Origin of the sequence: Pseudoalteromonas sp. Z1A8 (assembly GCF_011378855.1) — a bacterium.
Classification (GTDB): Bacteria; Pseudomonadota; Gammaproteobacteria; order Enterobacterales; family Alteromonadaceae; genus Pseudoalteromonas.
In genome coordinates this window covers 1-22,278 of the sequence record NZ_WTLB01000010.1, presented here as the reverse complement: position 1 = coordinate 22,278, position 22,278 = coordinate 1, and the positions used below count along the sequence as shown (strand labels likewise).

At 37.8% G+C, this 22,278-nt stretch carries 15 protein-coding genes; 12 read left to right on the top strand and 3 right to left on the bottom strand.

The annotated features are described in order from the left end of the window. The first annotated feature begins 14 nt into the window (after positions 1-14). The 5 genes from GQR55_RS20075 to GQR55_RS05775 are packed head-to-tail and all read left to right on the top strand — an operon-like array spanning position 15 to position 7,395. Positions 15-1,580 carry a restriction endonuclease subunit S gene (locus tag GQR55_RS20075; RefSeq protein WP_206012040.1) on the top strand — a complete coding sequence of 522 codons (1,566 nt, stop codon included), beginning with the start codon at positions 15-17 and terminating at the stop codon, positions 1,578-1,580. Positions 1,581-1,631: 51 nt separating this feature from the next. Continuing rightward, positions 1,632-1,769 carry a hypothetical protein gene (locus tag GQR55_RS05790; RefSeq protein ID WP_166419819.1) on the top strand — a complete coding sequence of 46 codons (138 nt, stop codon included), beginning with the start codon at positions 1,632-1,634 and terminating at the stop codon, positions 1,767-1,769. 44 nt (positions 1,770-1,813) lie between these two features. Next, positions 1,814-3,553: an SWIM zinc finger family protein gene (locus GQR55_RS05785; protein ID WP_166419818.1), complete on the top strand. Its 1,740-nt coding sequence runs from the start codon at positions 1,814-1,816 to the stop codon at positions 3,551-3,553. Between the two features lie 60 nt (positions 3,554-3,613). Next, the gene (locus GQR55_RS05780; RefSeq protein WP_166419817.1) at positions 3,614-6,955 is read left to right on the top strand and encodes an HsdR family type I site-specific deoxyribonuclease; all 3,342 of its coding nucleotides are present in this window, start codon (positions 3,614-3,616) and stop codon (positions 6,953-6,955) included. A 5-nt stretch (positions 6,956-6,960) separates the two neighbouring features. Then, positions 6,961-7,395 carry a hypothetical protein gene (locus GQR55_RS05775; protein ID WP_166419816.1) on the top strand — a complete coding sequence of 145 codons (435 nt, stop codon included), beginning with the start codon at positions 6,961-6,963 and terminating at the stop codon, positions 7,393-7,395. Positions 7,396-7,450: 55 nt separating this feature from the next. Here the strand turns inward: GQR55_RS05775 and GQR55_RS05770 are convergent, their stop codons facing one another. Next, the gene (locus GQR55_RS05770; protein ID WP_166419815.1) at positions 7,451-8,140 is read right to left on the bottom strand and encodes a hypothetical protein; all 690 of its coding nucleotides are present in this window, start codon (positions 8,138-8,140) and stop codon (positions 7,451-7,453) included. A 221-nt stretch (positions 8,141-8,361) separates the two neighbouring features. Here GQR55_RS05770 and GQR55_RS05765 point away from each other — a divergent pair, with 221 nt between their 5' ends. The 4 genes from GQR55_RS05765 to GQR55_RS05750 all read left to right on the top strand — a co-directional run bounded on the left by GQR55_RS05765 (position 8,362) and on the right by GQR55_RS05750 (position 13,409). Continuing rightward, on the top strand, positions 8,362-10,383 hold the full coding sequence (locus GQR55_RS05765) for an AAA family ATPase (protein ID WP_166419814.1): 2,022 nt from the start codon (positions 8,362-8,364) through the stop codon (positions 10,381-10,383). Between the two features lie 102 nt (positions 10,384-10,485). After that, positions 10,486-11,253, top strand: coding sequence for a hypothetical protein (locus GQR55_RS05760; protein ID WP_058374759.1), 768 nt, complete (start codon positions 10,486-10,488; stop codon positions 11,251-11,253). A gap of 19 nt (positions 11,254-11,272) precedes the next feature. Beyond that, entirely contained in the window at positions 11,273-12,247 is a 975-nt protein-coding gene (locus GQR55_RS05755) for a WYL domain-containing protein (protein WP_240916830.1), read from the top strand. 73 nt (positions 12,248-12,320) lie between these two features. Next, positions 12,321-13,409, top strand: a complete 1,089-nt coding sequence (locus GQR55_RS05750) for a cell division protein FtsZ (protein ID WP_166419813.1) — start codon at positions 12,321-12,323, stop codon at positions 13,407-13,409. 42 nt (positions 13,410-13,451) lie between these two features. Here the strand turns inward: GQR55_RS05750 and GQR55_RS05745 are convergent, their stop codons facing one another. Both GQR55_RS05745 and GQR55_RS05740 read right to left on the bottom strand, forming a co-directional pair. Then, entirely contained in the window at positions 13,452-15,014 is a 1,563-nt protein-coding gene (locus GQR55_RS05745) for a tyrosine-type recombinase/integrase (RefSeq protein ID WP_166419812.1), read from the bottom strand. A gap of 123 nt (positions 15,015-15,137) precedes the next feature. Continuing rightward, positions 15,138-16,811 (bottom strand): hypothetical protein, encoded by a 1,674-nt coding sequence (locus GQR55_RS05740; protein WP_166419811.1) that lies wholly within the window; start codon positions 16,809-16,811, stop codon positions 15,138-15,140. A gap of 259 nt (positions 16,812-17,070) precedes the next feature. Between GQR55_RS05740 and GQR55_RS05735 the strand changes: the two genes are divergently transcribed. The 3 genes from GQR55_RS05735 (at position 17,071) to GQR55_RS05725 (ending at position 21,786) form a co-directional block, all read left to right on the top strand. Next, positions 17,071-17,316: a YfhL family 4Fe-4S dicluster ferredoxin gene (locus GQR55_RS05735; RefSeq protein WP_166419810.1), complete on the top strand. Its 246-nt coding sequence runs from the start codon at positions 17,071-17,073 to the stop codon at positions 17,314-17,316. 218 nt (positions 17,317-17,534) lie between these two features. Then, the gene (locus tag GQR55_RS05730; RefSeq protein ID WP_166419809.1) at positions 17,535-18,248 is read left to right on the top strand and encodes a metallophosphoesterase; all 714 of its coding nucleotides are present in this window, start codon (positions 17,535-17,537) and stop codon (positions 18,246-18,248) included. 610 nt (positions 18,249-18,858) lie between these two features. Next, positions 18,859-21,786, top strand: a complete 2,928-nt coding sequence (locus GQR55_RS05725) for a TonB-dependent receptor (protein ID WP_166419808.1) — start codon at positions 18,859-18,861, stop codon at positions 21,784-21,786. Positions 21,787-22,278 lie beyond the last annotated feature (492 nt).

The following is a 22,278-nucleotide window of genomic DNA, read 5'->3' as shown; positions in this document are numbered from 1 at the left end:
GGAGGCGCTGGGATATGGATTTTAATACTGAGACTTTAGAATCTTTATGTGAGCTTGTAGTGGATTGCCCCCACTCAACACCCAAATGGACAGATTCAGGAATTATAGTTCTAAGAAACCAAAATATAAAAAATGGAGTACTTGATTTAAGTAACCCAAGTTTTACAAATGAAGAAGATTATCAAAAAAGAGTCAAACGTGCGATCCCACGAGCTGGTGATATTGTAATTACTCGCGAAGCTCCTATGGGAGAAGTTTGTATAATTCCAGAAGGGTTAAAGTGTTGTTTAGGCCAAAGGCAAGTTTTACTTCGCCCACGAAATGAGATATGTGGTGAGTATTTGTTTTGGGCATTACAGTCACCTTATGTACAACATCAAATATCATGGAATGAAGGCACGGGGACAACAGTCAGTAATGTTAGAATCCCCGTTTTAAAGGCATTGATGATTCCAAGGTTTCCTAAACATGAAAAACAATCTGCGAAAATATTATCTGTATTAGCAAGTAAATTAGAAGTAAACCAAAAAACCAACCGAACCTTAGAACAAATGGCGCAGGCGTTGTTTAAAAGCTGGTTTGTTGATTTTGATCCGGTGTTCGACAATCTACTTGCTAGTGCTGATTTTAAATTAGACAACCTTGAAAACCGCTTGCCTGATGAGTTAAAACAAAAAGCACAGCGCCGCTTAGCGGCACTAAACAGTTTAGAAAATGTGGCACAATACAAAGCCTCACTCATTGCACTCGCTCACGAATTACAAGCACAGCTACCAACAAAAGAAGCAACACACGCAGCAGGGCAAGTATCAGAAGAAGCCGCTGAAACACCAGTTAAGCCAAGCTTTAACGCCAATCCTAACATATTAGCGCAGCACGCCAACACCCACGCCCATTTCCCCAATGAGTTCGAACACAACGAACAACTAGGCTGGATACCGAAGGGTTGGGGAAAAGCTCAAATTCAAGATCTTGCTAAAGTTGTAAAAGGTAAGTCTTATAAAAGCGCTGAACTTTCAGATTCATCGACCGCATTAGTTACTCTTAAGTCATTTAAGAGAGGTGGAGGATACCGACTAGATGGTTTAAAAGCATATACGGGTAAATATAAGCCAGAACAAGAGGTTTTTGCAGGTGACTTAATTGTTGCATATACAGATGTTACTCAAGCCGCTGATGTTATAGGTAAGCCAGCAATGGTGATAAGTGACACTAAGTATAAGCATTTAGTGGTGTCACTCGATGTTGCTGTTGTGAGATGCTTTGATGCAATCCACAAGAATTATTTGTATGGTGTGATGAAAACTGATGCATTTCAAAATTACTCTCGTTCTTACACATCCGGTACAACAGTGCTACATTTGAAAAAAGAGGCCGTACCAGAATACTGGCTAGCATTACCTGATACCGTAGTACTTTCTGCTTTTCTTGAGGTAAGTACACCACTTTATGAAAAAATAGATCGTTTAATAGATGAAAATAGAACTTTAACTAAACTCCGAGACACTTTGTTACCCAAACTCATCTCTGGCGAATTACAAATACCCGATGTTGCCATTGATGAAGAAATAGCCGATTAATACATAAGCTGAGCACTTAACCATTTAAAATAACAAGAATAAGGTTGTTTGATGAAATTGACTGAAGCCAAATTAGAACAAGCGGTGGTTGAGTTATTAGCCGAACAAGGCTACCCGCATTTATTAGGCGGGCAGCTAAACCGCAATAATAGCGATGTATTAATTAAAGAAGACTTACGTGCTTTTTAACCACATGCTTTGCCAATTAACACAATGAGTGAATAAGAATTAGTATGTTTGATTTAAATAAAATAGAGCAACGCGTGGCCAGCAAAACTTACGATTTGGGTTATGGTTTGTACGCATCTAATAATGTGAATAAGTTACTTATTGTGGGTGATCAAGCAATGGCGAACGTGATGGGGCAGCATAAATACAAAGTCACTTTAGAAAATAGTGCAGGTGCGCAATGCGTGGCAAGCTGTACGTGCCCCGCAGCCGATTATCAAGAGGTATGTAAACATGCTATTGCCGTGGCGCTCAAAGTAAACAGTTTATCTGCTACTGAATTAGCCAAGGCAAACGCCGATGCTACAACACAAGGCAACGAACGCGGGGCATTAATGGCGTGGTTTTTAGATAAACCGGCTAATGAACTTACCGATATAATCATGGGTTTTTTAGATGAGTCAGAGCATGAATACGATAAATGGGTATTTATGATGTCAAACAACAAGCAAGCCATGAGTACAGGTGAGCTAAGTAAACTTATCACTAAAGCTTTGCCTAAAAAATCAGTATGGGGCTGGAATGAAGTACGTAGCTATTTTGCTGATGCTGACTCACTGTTTGAAATGATATTTCCTGCGATAGAAAAACTGCCCGTTGATCAGCAATGGCAGTTGAATTTTAAAGCCTTGGTGCGTTTGAACACCGTACTTGAAGAAATTGATGACTCCGGCGGCTTTCGCTTTGATTTAGAAGGGCAGCTTAACCAAAACCTGACCGAGCTTTTTAATCAACTGCCTTGGTCTGATGAGCAAAAAGCGCAGTGGATTTTTGAGCATTTTGAAGATTACAAATACGATGTATTCCCGAGTGTACCGCATGACTTTGACATAACACCCAGTGTAAATACCTTGTTTTTAGCACTGTGTACAACTGCAATAGATAAGCGACTGTACGCGGGCGTTGACTTTAGTGATTGGAAGCAAAAAAGCGCGCTTACACGCCTTACGTCGATATTAATAAAACAAGCGCAAGGGCAGGATGATTGGCAAGCACAATTGCGTTTAATTAAACTAACAGCCCATGATTCAGCTGATTATTTAAAAATAGCTGCACTTTGCAAAGACCGTAATGAGCTGTTAGATGCCGAGTATTATTTAAAGCAAGCGTATCAACGGGCAAGTAAGCCGCATGAAGTGCTTGCATGTAAACGCGATGAAATAGAACTTCGCCTTGAGTTATCAGAATTTAAAGCCGCATGGGTAATTGCGTGGCAGTTATTTGTAGATAACCCGAGTTTTAATGGCTTTAAAGATTTACACGCATTGCAACAAAAAACCGGCATAATTGATGCGCAGTTTACGCAAAAGGTAGAGCAGCTATTGCTTTCTTTGTCAGAACAAGCGGCTAAATCAAACCAAGGGGCTTATCGCTTTACTAATTACCCGAGTGAATTACTTGATTTTTATATTGATCAAAATGACATTGAAAAAGCACGTTCATGGGCTGCAAAACATGAGGTTAAGTCGAGTCAATTGATAACGTTGGCTGGTTTAATTATGGCGCAATATCCACACGAGTCGATTGACTTGTACCACAAATCACTTAGCAACATAATTGGACAAACCAATAATGATGCTTATCGTGAAGCAACTAATTTATTAATTAAAATAGAAAAAAGCTTAAAAGACAAAAATGCCGACTGCACGCTATTATATGAAATGATTACTACATTGGCTAAGAAGTTTAAGCAAAAACGAAATATGCTGAAGTTGTTGCGAGAATACTTCCCGCATTGTAGCTAAGAATAAACGTTATAAAAAATAATAACTAACATGAATAAACCAGCGGACGGTGCTAAATAGATGAAATTTACTGAAGCCAAATTAGAACAAGCGGTAGTTGAGCTATTAGGCGAGCAAGGCTACCCGCATTTATTGGGCGGGCAGCTCACCCGTAGTAATAGCGACGTATTAATTAAAGACGACTTACGTGCATTTTTAACCAAGCGTTACGCTAAAAATAATATTACTACCGGTGAAGTAGACTCAATTATTGCAAAGCTCGAAAAACTCCCTGCTAGTGATTTATACGAAAGTAATAAAACCTTTTGTAACTGGCTAAGTGATGGCTTTTTACTTAAACGAGAAGTACATACACGCGAGCGTGGCAGAGTAGCAGGTAGCGCAACGCAAAAAGACTTGTATGTTCAGTTACTTGACTACGACAACGTTGAGCAAGGTATTAAAAGTAGCTTAGTAGCAGGCCGTGCGATGGCTGAAGCTGCTTTAGATACAGTAAGTGAAGCGAGCGTTACTTACCTGCAAGACGACAACATTTACAGGTTTGTTACCCAGTTAGAAATAGAAAGCCCCACAAGTTACGACAATATTGAAATGCGCATTCCCGATGGCATTTTATACATAAATGGTTTGCCGCTGGTGGTGTTTGAATTTAAAAGTGCGATACGCGAGCAAGCCCCTATTTTTGAAGCCTTTGAGCAGTTAACGGTACGCTACAGGCGCGCTATTCCGCAGTTATTTGTATTTAATACCTTGTGCGTTATAAGCGATGGCGTAAATAATAAAATGGGTAACTTATTTGCGCCGTATCAGTTTTTTTACTCGTGGGGCAAAGTAACGGGGCAAGAGCTAACTGCACAAGAGGGCATAAATTCATTACATACCTTATTGCAGGGCTTGTTTGATAAAGCGCGCCTGCGCGATGTAATGCGCAATTTTGTATTCTTCCCTGATTCTGATAATAAAAACGCGGGCAAAAAAGAGATAAAAATTGTGCCGCGTTACCCGCAATATTATGCGGCTAATAAGTTGTTCGAAAATATAAAACGGCATTTAAAGCCACAAGGCGATGGTAAAGGCGGTACGTACTTTGGCGCAACGGGTTGCGGTAAAAGCTATACCATGCAATTTTTAACACGCTTGTTGATGAAAAGCGTTGAACTTAAAAGCCCGACCATTATTTTAATTACCGACCGAACTGATTTAGACGATCAACTTTCGCAGCAATTTGGTAATGCTAAAACCTACATTGGCGATGACACGGTAAAAACAGTCACCAGCCGTACTCACTTACGCGAGTTACTAGCGGGCCGTAACAGTGGCGGTGTATTTTTAACGACTATTCATAAATTTACCGAAGACACTGCGCTTTTAACTGAGCGCGCTAACGTTATTTGTATATCTGATGAGGCGCATCGCAGCCAAGTAAATCTTGATCAAAAAATTACCATTACCGAAAAAGGCGTGAAAAAAACCTTTGGCTTTGCAAAATACCTGCACGACTCACTGCCAAACGCTACTTATGTTGGTTTTACGGGCACGCCTGTTGACGCCACGCTAGATGTGTTTGGTGAAGTAGTTGACTCGTACACTATGACTGAGTCGGTCAAAGATGAAATAACCGTACGCATTGTGTACGAAGGCCGCGCGGCCAAAGTGTGTTTAAACAACAGCAAGCTGGCCGAAATTGAAGCCTATTACAAAGAATGCGCCGATGCAGGCAGTAACGAGCTGCAAATAGAAGACAGCAAAAAAGCCACCGCTAACATGAATAGCATTTTAGGCGACCCTGATCGCATTAAAGTGTTAGCAAAAGATTTTGTACAGCACTACGAAAAACGTGTTGATGAATGCTCAACGGTTGCAGGTAAGGCAATGTTTGTGTGTAGCTCGCGCGGGATTGCTTATCAGTTGTATCAAGAATTAGAAGAATTACGCCCAGATTGGTTTGATGTAGTCGACTCTTTAAACAAGCAGGACAATGCTCAAAACTTATCGGATACCGAGCGAAAGCGTGCTATTAGCGAAGGCCGTATTGCAGCCCCTTCTGAAAAAGTAAAAATGGTGATGACGCGTGGCAAAGACGACGTCGCACGCTTATATAATTTACTTGGCAGTAAAGACGAGCGTAAAGAGCTTGATAAGCAATTTAAAAACAAACATTCAAACTTTAAAATAGCCATAGTGGTAGACATGTGGCTAACCGGTTTTGACGTGCCATTTTTAGACACCATGTACATTGATAAGCCACTGCAAAAGCACAGTTTAATACAAACTATTTCGCGGGTTAATCGCCAGTTTGAAGGTAAAAATAAAGGCTTAGTAGTCGATTACATTGGTATTAAATCTGAAATGAATAAAGCCCTAGCGCAGTACTCAAAAACAGACGAAACCAATTTTGAAGACATTACCGCCTCGGTTATTGAAGTAAAAAACCACTTAGCGTTGCTCGCCGAGTTATTTCATAAATTTGACAGCAGCCCTTACTTTACAGGCGAAGCCGTTGCCCAATTAAACTGTTTAAACCACGCCGCTGAGTTTGCGCTAATTACCGAAAAACGCCAAAAGCGCTTTATGGATTTAGTAAAGCGTTTAAAAGCCGCTTACGATGTATGTTGTGGCAGTGAAAAAATAAACGAAAACGAGCGTAACCACATTCACTTTTACCTTGCCGTTCGCTCTATTATTTACAAGCTAACTAAAGGCGAAGCGCCCGATAGCGCGCAAATGAACGCCAAAGTACGTGAAATGATAGCCGAGGCCCTACAAAGCGACGGCGTTGAGGAAATATTTAAGCTAGGTAATGAAGACGGCGGCGAAATCGACATTTTTAATGACGACTACATCGCTAAAATAGAAAAAATAAAACTCCCCAATACCAAAATTAAAATACTGCAACAAATGTTAGCCAAAGCCATTGGCGAGCTTAAAAAAGTAAACCAAACCCAAGGTATCGACTTTACTAAACGCTTTGAATCGCTAGTACAGCGCTACAACGAACGCAAAGAAGATGATGTACTGGTAAGTAGCGTACTTGATGACTTTTCAGAAAGCATGGTTGATATGATTTACAGCGTACGCGACGAAATGAACGCCGGCGATGAGCTAGGCATTGATATTGAAGAAAAAGGCTTTTACGACGCGTTAAAAGCACTCGCCGTTAAATACGACTTTGACTACCCCGAAGATAAGCTCATTGAGCTCGCTCAAGCGGTAAAAGTAATTGTAGACGACAAAGTTAAATTTGTTGATTGGAATCACCGCGACGATATTAAATCATCACTTAAAGTAGAGCTGATTTTAATACTCGCTAAATTTAAATACCCACCAATCAGCCGCGATGAAGTGTACAAAGAAATATTTGAGCAAGCGCAGAGTTTTAAAATTAATAGAGTAAAAGGATAACAGTAATGACTTATAAAAATAGAGATGTGAGTATTCGCTCTGAGAGTATGAATAAGTGGATTGGGCGCATTGAAGACGAAACAGAACTAGACTCAATAGGCGATACACCTACTGCAAGGATGGAAGACTTAATAGAAAAAATTAAATGTGCTATGGGCCAAGATGTTGATAGTGAAAGTTCAGAAAATAAAGCTGTAGATGATTCAATAAATACATTGATTGCTGAAGCTTTTGAGCAAGGCGTTAAACGTGGCTTTAACCGTTCTTTAGATCGCTTTATGAGTGGAGCCATTAAAACTAAAAAGGTCCCGCACGAAGATAAGTGGAGTTTACACAGCGCGTCAAAGCAGTATCAAATAAAAACTGATTTACCCACTGTTTGTGATGGCAGCCAGTCTGTAACAGTAAAAATTAAGCTTTCTGAATGTGGTTTTGAATAAGCATGACGTAGAACAAGTAGAGCTCGGTTTTTAAATCGGGCTCAAAATTTGTATTTTAGTTTTTTACAAGCCATATATTTGTTAGATTCTTGCAGTCCATCAGCTCATTTATTTGTATTATTTTTAAATAAGCGCGTTGGTTTTTATTATGCTTTTGACTAATACCAAGCTTGGAGTTTTCGAATGTAACCGGTGTGACATTGATATAGTGAAAACTATCTAACCTTATTAGTATTTTATTAAGTTTTTCGTTGCTCACCCTTATGTTAAATGCCTTTTCAAGTTTTTTAAAAAGTGATGTTTGATTAATCCCAGAAAAAAAACTTTCACTTTTATAATTTTCCATCCAAATACAACCTTCATCATCACCATAATTATCAATATTTATTTTTTTACTGGTACAAATGTAAACAAACTTATCATCTTCTAGATCATCTTCAGAAATATTAAAAAGTGCAATTGCAACCTTCATTTCTAAAGGTTGTAAATATGGATTGCTGATAACATTTTTTATATAACAGTTTTCCTGAGTTGCAAGTTTATGAAAAGCGAACATCCCAAAACTTGAATCATCCTCATCTATTTCATGATTATTACCAGTGTGTAGCTGTAATAATGGCCTATGCACATACACGCCATCACTAGAGTGCCGGGAGATGTACTTTTCAGATTCGATATCTTGATGCTTATTTTTCAGGATTATTGGGTTGTTGTACGACCCTAGATTCAAATCATTGTTTTTCATAAAGGTCCAAATAAACTTTAATTGTTTTTTTACCATTGTAACTGATTGAAAAATAAAGGTTAAAATAAAAAGTAAAAAATGAATTACTGAAAATATTTTTTTTGTAATTTGGCTTTAAGTTTCAGTAACTTATGTTGCTTTTCAAATTTTCACTTTAGGTACGCTCACAGTTTTTAGTTAGTAATATGCTCTTTAAACCCACTAACTATTAGGTACATAGCATGAACACAACCCCTCAATTAAAACGTATTGTGGCACACTTTACCACTGAATTATTAGAAGAGTTCGACACAGAAGAACTTTGGCACGATAAGCTATTTAAAAAGGCTTTATGTAACATTTCTGGTTTTAGTTATACAAATTTACAGGGCTTAGATGTTGATGATTTGATAGCCCGATTAGATCATTTAGCAATAAACACAATATCTAAAACGTTACAAAAAAATGTGCATATATTTTGTACAGCGTTTGATTTGCCAAAAATGGTTACTCCATTAGTTATTTTTTCGTGCTGTATGACGCTCAGTAAACCATTACGCGAACTTGTTGAATACTTACGTGACGATTACGCGAGCGTTATTTTAGAAAAAATAGCTAATGTGCTTGATATTGATGAAGCACTACTCAACAAACAAATAAGTTTAATTATTGAATCTGGCATGTATTCAATGGATATGGAGATATTTGCTGGGGAAGATGAGTTTTTAATATTACCAAACGCAATTGCTAAAAGCCTTCTCGAGGGTAAATTAAATAGTGAAAGTGATATTTTATCTAACTTGGTTACCCCTTGTGAAGCTTCTGAACTTAGCTCTGCTGATTTATCTCACTTAGATTTAAATACTTTGCTTAAAGCTACGCAAAACGCAACAAAGAGCGGAGGGCAACCATTGAGTATTTTATTTTATGGTGTGCCAGGTTCGGGTAAAACTTCATTGGCGAAATATTTAGCGCAAATGTGTAACTCGCAGTTGCTAAAGGTGCAAGCTAAAGGTAGTAACTTAATAAACCCAACAAACGAGCTCGATAGCCGAAGTGCAAGTTCTGAGCTGCGTTTAGAGCACTTTAATGTGGTGAGTAAGTTGGTAGGTAAGCGTAAAAAAACAATGTTGTTATTGGATGAGTGTGAAAACATTTTTGAGCGTGATTTATTCTCTAAAAGCTTCTCAAAGGAGTTACTTCATACTTATATTGAAAATCACCCTGTTGTGAGTATTTGGATCACTAATCATCTAGAAGAGTTACCACAGAGCGTTATTAGGCGATTTAATATTGTTTACGAAATTCCTGAGCTAAACAAAACAACTAAAGAAAAAATGATTGGCAAATATGTTAAAGGTTTGAGTGTTGGTAACAGTTTTATAAGTAAATTAGCTACTCAACAAAACTTACTGCCAGCTCATATTGCTAAAGCTGTTCATGTAGCTAGGTTATGCGGATTTAAAGCACAAACCGCGCGTGACTGCATAGAAGAGAATATTCAAGATACTTTAACTGCATGCGGCTTTTCGGCTCACGAATTAATTTATCAAGCAGCGCAAAAATTTAATCCTAAAATGGTGAATATAGAGTCTGAGTATGCATCACTCGAACAGGTTGAAGAGGCTGTAATTGAATATTCGAGTTCACGAACTCTGCTAACGGGCCCGCCAGGCACCGGTAAAACAGCTTTTGTAAATTACTTATGCGAAAAAGCTGATTTTAAACTTATATCTTTTAAAGCATCTGACTTATTAAGCAAGTGGGTTGGCGAAAGTGAGCAAAATATTGCTCAATTATTTAAACAAGCTACACAAGAAGGAAGTGCAATATTTATTGATGAGGCGGATAGCTTGCTATGTAGCCGCGAACAAGCGACGGCAAATTGGGAAGTGCAAACAGTTAATGAATTACTATGCCATATGGAGCAATTTCAACTCCCACTTTTTGCAGCAACTAACTTTGCTAAAAATTTAGATAAAGCGGTAATGAGGCGATTTGATTTTAATTTAAATTTAACCTATTTAACCTCGGTTCAGGCTAAGCAATTATTTAAAGATACATTAGGCCCAGGAGTGTTAAATAAGCACTTAATGCATGAGTTATTCAAGCTTACAAAGCTCACACCAGGTGACTTTGCGATTGTAAAAAGGCAAATGAGGTTTTCAAAAAAACGAATGACTCAAGAGCGAATGTTATCGATTTTACGAGAACAAAACGATCTAAAAGAATGCGGAAAGCAGAAGATTGGGTTTGTTATTTAGTTTTTAGAATTAGTTACACCTAATTTTCGATACAGAATAGTGGACTTCTCACAGCTTATAACTTAAAAACAGTTAAAAGCTTTAATTCTTAAAAGGATATCTATGAAAGTTAATGAACAGTATGTCTATATATACAGAGACCCAAAGACTTCCAAAATTAAATATGCGGGGAGGGGAAAGTCTGCTACACGAGCCTCATCGCACCAAAAAAAGACACATAACAGTGAACTTGAGAATTGGCTGAAAGATGCAAGCTATAAGCTCGAAATAGCAGGCCCGTATGAAAATGAACAAACAGCAATTGCTGTTGAAGAAGCATTAATTTCTACTCACCAGCCTGAATTTAATATGCGAAAAGAGTCTTCTAAGTACAGTTTTCGCCCTTTGGGTGTGCCAGAAAAATACGTTACTAGGCTTGAGCAGCAACCTTTAGGATATGGCGATTTGTTTAAAGGGAATACAGAGTCAATTATATTAGTTAAGGTCACAGATAAAACGTTAGGTGATAGAGTTGGGTATAATTTAGTAGAGCCACCTAGTGATGCTGCAATCGTTGAAAGAGTAGAAAAATACTGGCAATTAGGAAATGATAAATATCTAGGTACTTGGATTAAAGATAAAAAACTGTCTCCGACGTTAATACTTGGTATTACGGGGAGTCCTGGAAACCAAGTAATAATAGCCTCTCTTGAAGTTGATATTTCTGCATGGGATGCGGTTGAAGTTATGAAAAAAAAGCTCATAACAGTCCCTTTAAAAGATCGATCAAAGTTAGATAAACATTATTTACGAGGGTACCGCATCGCTTTATCTGCTGACATAAAATTTGGACGAAGTATCCAAGAGCACTTTAGAGTAATTCAAAAATGACTCCACACCACTTAATATAATGATCTCACACCGCCATTTATCAATTTTAGAGCTTGTGCCAATAGCGCCTAGCTCTATCTCGATCCTTCAACTTCAGCAAAAGCTGGTTGATCGCGGTATTGTTTTATCAACCCGCATGCTTCAACGAGATCTTCAATCACTATACGAGCAAGGCTGCTTCGGTCTTGAAAAAGACACGCGCAGTAAACCCTATGGCTGGTCTATCAATGCGCAGTGGAGAGGTGGTAACTCAAAAGTAATGAGCAGCGAAGTGGCAGAGCATTATTTGTTGTTGGAGCAATTACTACCGCAATCTGTACCCAGTGATGTTAAACAGTCGGTACATATTAAAGCAGAGCAGGCGCTTAAACGTTATAATGGCCATATGCCTGAGTGGCTTTCAACCCTGCCAAAACCGTCGTTAAAAGTGAATGTTGATACTCAGTTAGTTGAGCAAATTGAGCATGCGATTATGCATAAGCGTGCAGTAAGCGCTGAGCTTTATAGAGTACTTTATGATGAGGCTCATTGGCTAAAATTTGCGGAGTTAAGTTTTTACAACTTAGTTGAGCAAGGCGGTGTGTTAATGGCTCAGTTTATGGTGGGAGAGCTTCATGACAAGTGTTATCAAATGCCGGTTTACCGCATTCGCAATGTACACATTTTGCAAAAAACACGACGAGAGCCAAGCACTGAGCAATTAAAGTCGTTACGTAGTGCGATTAACAAAGGTATGTCGCAAGAAGCGATTGAGTTAGTTGTGAAAGTGCCTAGTCACTCTGCTGTTAATCAAGGGTTTATTGAGCTTGGTGATCTGACTGACAAGCAAAGTATTGATGAAAAAAGCGTATTACTTACCTACCAAACTATTGATACTGAACAACTAACCGATGAGCTATTTAAATGTATCCATTGGCTTGAGGTTATTAAACCTGAAAAGTTGCGGCAAAGAATCACTACAAAGCTTAAAGCGGCCGCTAACATCTATAAATAACTCCAACTTGTTTAGGTGCGTCAAAAATTGACGCACCTGTTTGTTATGCTCCTTTAAAAGTTAAGGAGTAGTTATGTTTCAATTAATTCAGCAAAATGATGGTTTATCGATTGGTGTATTTGGTATTGGTGGGTGTGGCTGTAATACGCTTAACAGTATTTTTGAACAGCGCGAGTCTGAGCAGGCGCACTTGTATAGCGTTAATACCGACAAAGTGGTACTTGAACATACACAGAGTGATGAAGCAGTACTGATAGGTGCAGAGCTCACTCATGGGTATGGTGCAGGGGCAGATCCCAAAGTTGGACTGCAAGCTGCGGAAGAAAGTAAAGAGCAGCTTTTAACGCTTATTAATGGCTGCGATATAATACTTTGTGCAACAGGGTTGGGTGGCGGTACAGGGACTGGCGCTAGCCCGTATATTGCACAACTTGCTAGTGAGCAAGGTAAGCCCATTATATTTGTTGCTACATTGCCATTTAGTAGTGAAGGGCAGTTTAGAAGCAATATAGCGCAAGCAGGCCTAAATGAACTCAAAGAGCATGCTAATGCGGTTATTACGCTCCCTAACGATCAACTTATTGAAGTGCTAGGCAACGATATAGGGTTATTTGACGCCTTTAAGCATAGCAACCAAATACTCCACTCACTGATAAAATCACTCATCGATATGCTTTGCTTTCAAGGCCTAATAAACGTTGATTTAAATGACTTTGCTAAAATTATGGATTGCCAGGGAGATGCTGTACTAGGTGTTGGTAAATGCGATGAAGAAAGCGAGCTTACTATTGCACTTGATGGTGCACTCAATAACCCACTGGTTAATCAAGTTGATATGTCATCAAGTACGGGGGTGATAATACAAGTAAATTGTAAGGAAGAAATTTCACTAGGTAGTTATAATCTCATTACCGATACAGTACGCCAGCAGGTAAGCCCAAACGCATTGGTTATTTGTGGTGTTTCAAAAATTGAAAACTTAGCAACCAATTATGAGCTACTGGTTATTGCTACGGGCGCGAGTTCAAAAATGATACTTGATGACACTAAAAATGAGTCAAACTCTAAAGTAGTCGCCACTAAACCAAAAGCATCTGATATTTTTGATATCCCTGCTTTTATAAGAAATCAATCTGCACCACCTAGTAAAAGCTCTTTATAGGTTTTGTAAATAACGACAACGCTGTACAGCTATATATAAGCGCTACTCTAATATTTGCAAAGGGCGGCTCCTTTTAAGCTTTAGTGATTGCTTAATCATACCACTCCAAATGCTTGAATAAGCACTTAGTGTACTTTTTACTTTGACGATAAATTTATTTGAATAATCAAATTTAAAAAATGAATTTTGTGTTGTTCTTTTTCTTGTTTTATTCTGTATTTTTACTTCTTTAAGTATTTCTTTCTCAAATAGGGAAAAGTTTTTATAAAGTGCCCTAATATCAGTGTTATATATTTTATTCGAGTGGTCATAATGTTTACTCATCGGATCGTGATCTGATACTGAGTGATGAAGCATTTTTTTAGACTCAATTTCAGCAATTGTTGATGACCCAATTTTTTTAGTTAGCACTTCTTTCATATGTGACTTTAAGAAGCTGCGAAGTAGTGTTGGAAATGCTCCGGCTGAGCCTTTTATATTTATGTTATCTCGCGGGGCCGCTACCATGTCTTTTGGCGCATGATATTTAAGAGTTCGGTTTAAACTCTCTTTACTAATGGGTTTTGAGTGGTCTTTAACCTTGCAAAATAAGTAGGTGCGGTCTATGTCTGGGTTTAATTTTAACTCTTGCTGTATTGCTTTTTTCATCTCGGGTGTGAGTTGTATTTTAAACTCTTTTTGGTTTTTCATAGCACCGCGAGTGGTATGGGTTGTTTCAGGAAACGTTAAAAATTTAGGGTTATCTAAATCATCTATATACGACAGACGCAGATTACAAATATTTATGGGCCTTAGCCCAGTAAACATCATCAGTAGTACGGCATTTATTAATGTATTATTTTTAGCTGTTTTTAGGTTTATGTATAGCTGAGAAATTAGAGATATATCAGTATATGCCTTACAAGGAATAGGCTTCGCCGTTCGAGAAGATATATAATTTTTATCTACTTCTAGGAATGGATTATAGCCATTATTATATTTATTTTTCGCAAACACCCACAGCTTTTTCATTTGCTCGAATAGCTTAGCCACATGCGGGCCACTTTTCTCTGTTAGTAGTTGGTCAAGCGTTGCTTCTATTATCTCAGGCGTAATAGTCTGAAATAACGTATTTTTACCAAATGCATTTTGAATTGCATTAAGGTAAGAGGTATATGTGGTTACTGTGGTGCTAGCTAACTTGCTAGGGCTATGTTTATTAATTGCCTGAAAGTTTTCTATTTGTTTATTCACTACAAATTCGAATGTGTAATTAGAGGTGTTCTTTTTGTATATTTCGGCCGCTTTTAATTTCGCTGCTGAAAAACTCATATTATTTGAATCACCAATCTTTGTGTTTTTTATGCCATGTACTTTTTTAAAATGAGTAAAAAATTTAATAATGCCATCATGCTGGAACACAATTCTTATTTGATCTTTAAGCTGATATTTTGAAAGCCTTCTTCCTTTATCCTGCGATAATATAATAGTCGCAAGACTGGCTAGCTCTTCCATTGACTCGTCATTGTACGGTGGCTTAAATGCATTAAATTCAGCCATGCAAAGATCACGACTTTCAATCGTGACCTCACATGCTTTTATTGAATTTAATACTGGTGTTGCCATTAATACATAAGCCTTAAAAAAGTTAAAATCATCAAATAACTGATGAGGTATCGCTCTAATAAGGCAATGATATGAAAATAATTTTTTTTACAAAAACTTTGGTAAGTCGAAATTAAACTTTTTTTAATTAATTTTTTCTTTACCCTCTTGGTCATTTAAATATTTCTCAACGACAGCTCTTCCTTCTTCGGTTAAGATCAAATCTTTTGTTACTCTGCCCGTATCACCAAGTGGCTGATTAATGAAGTTTACATAACCGCGCTTGTAAACTAGATGTGCTTTAATCCTATCTCTCAGGGCTTTCTTTTGGTTGTTTTCTTCTAGATTGCTAGCCTGTTTACTCTGCATTCCTGTAAGTCTTAACTGCTGATTTTCAAGCTCTTTCGCTCTTTTTAAAATACTGGCTTCATGAATTTTGAATACATTAAATTTTAGCTTTGTTGAAGTGCCAAATAGCTCTTCAGATTTATCATAATTCAAGCCGTTTGGATCGTCCTCTTTTCTGAGGTGATGAAGCGCGAGTCTGGTGAGTTCCTCTGCGTGTTTAAAATGATAGCCGTTGGCAACCATAATCGCTTTTGCGTTGGATTTAAAAAAGCTTCGGCACATTGTGCAAAATGCACCTGCAGATCCTTTCATTACAATATTTCTTTTATCTCCTTTTACTGCATCAACAGGTGAGTAATCTTTAATGATTTTATCCAGCGACCTTTTAGCAAATGGTTTGTTAAGATCGCGAGGCTGAAGAAATATATGATCAGGGTTACAGTTGGGTAATGCATTTTCCATCCAGGCTCTCTGCTCTAAAATAATGGCGCGCATGGCCTTGGTTAATGGCAGCTTATATTCTTTTTGGTTTTTCATTTCTCCACGAACTCCGACAACAGATGCCGGAAAGGTAATTAAGGTTGGGAAATCGATACTATTGAGCCAGCCCCACTTCATTTGTGGAATGTTGATAGGGCGTATGCCTGTTAATATCATAAATCGAGCAGCATTTTTTTGATGTACATTTGGGGCCGATGCTAGATTTATCCATAATTCAGCTATCGAATCTAAGTCTGTATAAACTTGGCAAGGACGAGGGCTTTCTACACGGTCAGATACGTAAAAGTCATCGATATCAGCAGCTGGGTTTTTACCTGAGTTAAATTTGTTTTTGGCAAATCGCCATACTCTTCTAATTTGTGCAAAAAGTTCGATTGCTTGGTTATTGGACTCTGCCTTGATAATTATATCTACAATCTTTTCTAACTCTCCAGCTGTAAGAGACTGGAACGCTCTCTTAAGCGGGAAGTGATGCCTGAGTTTTTTTATTCTGCATTGATATGTTCTGAGCGATGAAGCTGCAAATTTGGTAGGTGCGGTGTTATGGCGCTCTATCAAGCTTTGTTCATAAGCATCAAACACTGTTTTAATATTATGATTATTTAAAACGCCATACTTCATTTGATCAGTAAGCTTACGTGCTTTTGCTATTGTTAATTCAGGTGCTTCACCCAATTTAGTATTCGCTATGCCAGATGATTTAGGGAAATTGGAATAGAAAATGGCTGTACCAGATTTGGTGAAAATTAGTCGAATATGGTGTTGTGCTTCGTATTTCGATAATCTTTTAGTCCGATTAGGTCTAAGGGCTTGTTTATCTGCACTTTTTTCTTCAAAAAATATGATGTTTTGAGCCAGCGTAGCACACCGATTTATGTGCTGCATAGAAAATGGAGGTTTGAGCTGGTTCCATTCTAGTTTTGCTTTCGTGTATTGAACTTTGGTAAGCGTTGATAAAGAGTGCTTCACTTTGTAATAACCTATATAAATAAAGGCCTTGCGGCGATTTTTATTGATTGAGATCAACAAAGCAACAGAGAAAAATAGGCATAATTCGTGGCTGCAATTTACACCTAAAAATAAAATGGTGTGTTACGAATGTGTGCTACGATTTAAAGAAAAATAAAGGTTTATTATTGAACTGGGCTTGTATTAAAAGTAGTCAAAAAACATTTCATTTAACGCTATCTATATGTTTAATAATGATTTTAATTTAAGAGGCTTATAAGTGGCTTTACTCATAAATAGTAAGTGCATTAACTGCGACATGTGCGATCCTGAATGCCCTAATGAGGCTATTTATATGGGAGCTAAAATATATCAAATTGATGCTAGTAAATGTACTGAGTGTGTAGGGCATTACGATAAACCTACTTGTGTAAGTGTTTGCCCTATTGACTGCATAAAGCCCGATCCCAATAAGCGTGAAAGCTTAGATGAACTGGCTGATAAATATGTGCTGTTAACTAGCTAATAGCTTGCCTAGGTATTAGCAGTTAACTTCTTACTATAAGCTAAAAATATTACTCAACAAAGCTCAATTAGCTTGTAGCTAAAGTCCGCTGTCATGCATTTTTAGTTTCAATCAAATTTTATAACCTTCATTAATTATCGATAATATTGTGTTACCTTAAAGCTTTAAAAACTCAAGTATTAATCTAAGTTTTAGATTGCATTATATAGGAGTCTATTTTGCATATAGGTGTTAACGCTATTCAGGCTGTATCTTCAAAACAAGCCGTATTCATAAATGATAAGTGCCGAGTATTTGTAATTGGCGATCTTGATGGTGATTTACCAGCGTTAAAAAGCGCACTTAATAACGTAAATTTTAACCCGCAAAGCGACACTTTATTTTGTTTAGGTGATTTTATTGATCGTGGGGATAAAACATATGATTTATTTACGTACTTACACGAAATTAAGGCATATTTGATATTAGGTAATCATGAGCATTTAATGTTGGAGTCATTATTAAGTAATGATAAAGCGGCTTTTAAATTATGGACGGACAATGGTGGCAATTGGCATAAGTATGTATCGAGTGAAAAGCTCGATGTTATGTGTGATGAGTTACTAACTAAACCTCTTTCGATAGTACTTGAGTATCGTGGTTATAAAATTGGGTTGTCTCATACATTTCCGCAATCGTGGAATTGGGCAAATTACCCTGATGATAAATCAGTGATTGTGCAATCTTTATTGTGGGATCGCGAAGTAGTTAAACAAAATAAGGTAGTTGAAAGTCATGGAGTCGACTTTTCAATACATGGACATAACTCAACTAAAGCACCTTTCTGGGTTGGCAATAGTTACCATATAGATACTAACTATCACGGTGGAAAGCCGACATTGCTTGAGCTTTCAGACGTTATTACTACGCTTGAAAAGTCATTTACTCTTTAAAGTCTTCAACTTTTTAATTATCATCCGGCAGCTTTGTTTTAAAATGTAAGCTGCTGACTACCACACCTAATAATACCCCTTTGTTTTTACACTCTTATGATTTGTGCACTGTAATTACGTTACTAAGCCGTACAAAGCGCTTTGAAAACCGGCACTGGTGCATCCGCTTTTCGTTATTTTTGTAAAAAAGTGACCGCAGGAGAGTTTGTATTCGGGCAAACTGAATATGATTATAGTTATAGTTATAGTTATAGTTATAGTTATAGTTATAGTAGCGACATTACTATTTTTGGCTTTTCAGCAAATGTTTTATAGCCAGTGTAAATGCGAACATAGGAAGAGAAGCTAAGATCAGCTACAACAAATTAAGGCATTACACTCTTTTAGCGTCCGATTAGATATTGTATATGTAAGGTTTTAACTTTTATTTGATGGGTATTTATACTATTAAATGAGACATTTATTTAATTTAATATTGTTGGTTAACAAACGGTTAAGTTTGGCTGTGTAAAATTGGCTGCAATTTTTGCCATTACGTAAATAATTTGCGTAAAAGGACTAACTTCTCGCTTTAGCTTTACGAGCAGATTTAAATGGAACAGCCTCTCACATGATAGCAACAAGTATAAACTCTTTTCCTTTTTCAAAATTGTGTAAGTCGTCACTTTATGTATCAATTTTTTCTGCTTTGGGTTCTACGTACGCTTTTGCAGCGCAAGAAAACGAAAGCTCGCAGCATACAAAAGATATAGAAGTAATAGAAGTACGTGGTATCCGTTCAAGCATGGCCGAAAACTTAGATGTAAAACGTATGTCAGGCTCTGTGGTTGATGCAATTACCGCTGAAGATATTGGAAAATTCCCTGATAAAAATGTAGCAGACTCTCTTCAGCGTGTACCCGGTGTGGTAATTGAGCGTGATGGTGGGGAAGGTTCGTCAGTCAGTATTCGTGGTTTATCATCAGAACTTACTTTTACACAGCTTAATGGTAATTTTATTGCGTCTTCCCCGGGTGAACCTTCGCGTTCATTTGATTATGCTTTGTTACCGTCTTCGATGATTGAAAGTGTAGAAGTTTATAAGTCGCCAGAGGCACGCTTAGATGAAGGTGGGGTTGGTGGTACTGTATTAATGCATAGCCGAAAACCTTTGAGTATGGATGCAAACTCAGGTGTATTCAATGTAGAGAGTACTTACGCTGATGTTACAAAAGAGTACGAACCGCAGTTTACGGGTTTATATTCATGGAAAAACGACGACGAAAACTTTGGTGTATTAGTTGGCTATACCTATCAGGTAAGAACAAACAGAACACTTTCGGGCGGAACTGATGCAAATGTATGGCGCTATACGGGCGGTGGGCAACCTACAGATATAAACAGTAACGCAGTTGATAACAATAACGGCTGGGATACTATTAATGATGCAAATGGCAACAGTTACGATGGCGTTTGGTTTCCACAAGTTGTGCGAGGTTCAGTTCTTAACGAAAAACGTGAGCGCGAAGGAATTCAATTTAGTACGCAATGGCGACCAACAAATCGTTTAGAACTTGGATTTAATTACTTTGGCTTTACGCTCGGGCAAGACAGAACAGAATCTGTGATTGATATACCTGAGTGGTCTTTAAATTCTGATTTTTTAACTGATGTAAATCTTGATGAGTCGGGCACTATTGTCACTGGTATGCAATACGATGCGATGGCAAGCGGTATTGAAAGTGATATGCAGTTTCCGTGGATGCGCGGCAGTTATGTACGTGAAGAATCTACTTCAGATACCTTTGATTTTAATTTAACTTATGAAGGCGATAATTTTAAAGCGCGTTTTGTTGTGGGTAATACAAAATCAGAAGGAGGGCCAGAAGAAAGCTGGGAGGCTGCATATAAAAGTTCAAACGCCGGCGAAAACGCCTCTACTCTACAAAATGCTTCTCAAACTGCTGGCTGGTCACTGAACCAAAATAATGTATCACTTAATATCGACCCTAATACATTAACTAACTTACAAAATGGTATTGGAGGCGGTCGTGATGCGGGTTCATCAAATTCGAGTTTTGTACGTAGTGAATTAGAAGAGGATTATTACCAAGCTGATGTGGATTTTTATGTTGATTGGGGCTTTTTAAAAACGATTAGAACAGGTATTAAATACCGTAACTCCACGCTTCATCGTGAAACTGGCAATACCTTCTTTTTAGATCCTAATTTTGATATAGCTGCAGGGGAAGCAAGCGAGCAAGGTATTACGCGTTTTGATAGCTACCAGTGGAATGGTGGAATGCCTTTGGCTCAAAATGTATTTACGAGTGAGAGTAATATTGCTGGTGGTTTTAATATAAACCAAATGCCAAGTATCGATTGGGATAAATACCGCGATATGGTCACTGCTAACTATGTTCCTTATACACGTATTGAAGATAACTTTGTTTACGACATTGAAGAAAAAATATCTGCTTTTTATATTCAAGGCGATTTTGAGTTTAGTGAAGTAAGAGGTAATTTGGGCGTGCGTGTTGTGCAAACTAAAACATTTACTTCATCTACCGACTTATATACCTACCAATTAGATCACACAAACGATGTAACAGGTGAGCCAGAAACAGGTGACGCACGCTTTGTAGAAGACTATCAGTTAGTCACTCAGCAAAACAAAGACACTCAAATACTACCGAGCTTTAATATAGCGTGGGATGCAACCGACGATTTAGTTATACGTGGGGCAATAGCAAAAGTCATGTCTCGTCCTGATTACAGCGATTTAGGTGCGCAGCAGCGTATTACATTTGTATCGGATGAATGGGCCGATGATAGAGCTGCATTTAATGAATTGCCTGGTTTTAGCGGTAGTGGCGGTAATAAAAACTTGAAACCATTTGAATCAGTTCAAGCAGATTTATCTATTGAGTATTATTATAGCGAGGGTTCTGCTATTGGAATGGCGCTTTTTCATAAAAAAGTAGATAACTTTGTTGTGCCACTGGTAATAGATGTAGAGCAAAGTTTTGCCGGTAAAAATAACATAGTGGATGCCGGTATTATTAATATAGCCCCGTACAGCACTGTAGGTAATGGTACCGATGCGGTATCTAAAGGCGCGGAAGTATTTATCCAGCATGCTTTTGATAATGGTTTTGGCTTTTACGCAAACTACACCTATAACAAAACTAACAAAGCAGATGTAACTGTAAATGGTGAAGAGTTTGGTCAGTCGGCATTAATAGGTAGTGCAAAGTATCAGTACAACACTTCTGTTTATTATGAAGGTGACGCTTTTAATGTGCGCGCTTCTTATAACAAACGAGGGGAGACAGTATTAGGCCTTAATAGTGGTTTAAATGTATATCAAGATCCGTACGAGCAAGTTGACGTTAATGCATCGGTTAATTTGTATGAAGGGCTAAGCTTAACAGCTGCTGTTATTAATTTAACTAAGTCGGAATCGGTAACGCGCTTAGGTGATGATACAGATGCACGATTACTTAACTCGAGCTATTCGGGTCGGCGCTATTACGCAGGCTTTAATTACAGCTTTTAATTAACGACATACGCAATATTTTATCAAAAGCCAACTGACTAACTTTAGTTGGCTTAACCTAACAGAGCCAAATAGTATAATTTTATGTATGCACATAGTTTTGTCGCTCATACATTGGTTGTTTAATAGGCACAAAAAGCCTCGCAACCCTTTATTTGTATAGCTTTCATACTAAATTCATTTAATTGTCAAAAAGCTGAAATAAAACATTGACCCCCGCTCGGATCTCCCTATAATGCGACCCCACTGAGACGGGAAACGCCGAAGCATAGCAAGGCACGAACTACCTCAGAGAGTTAAATAAAACTTTGGTTTTGAATCTTCTAAAAAGAAAGTTTAAAACTAAGTGTTGACTCGAAAAATAAAGGGTGTATTATTCGCATCCCTTGAGACGCTAAAGCGACTCGAGACGTTCTTTAACAATATAAAGCAATCATCTGTGTGGGCACTCGTACAGATTGAGTTCTAACAGCCAACCTACTTAGGTAGCGA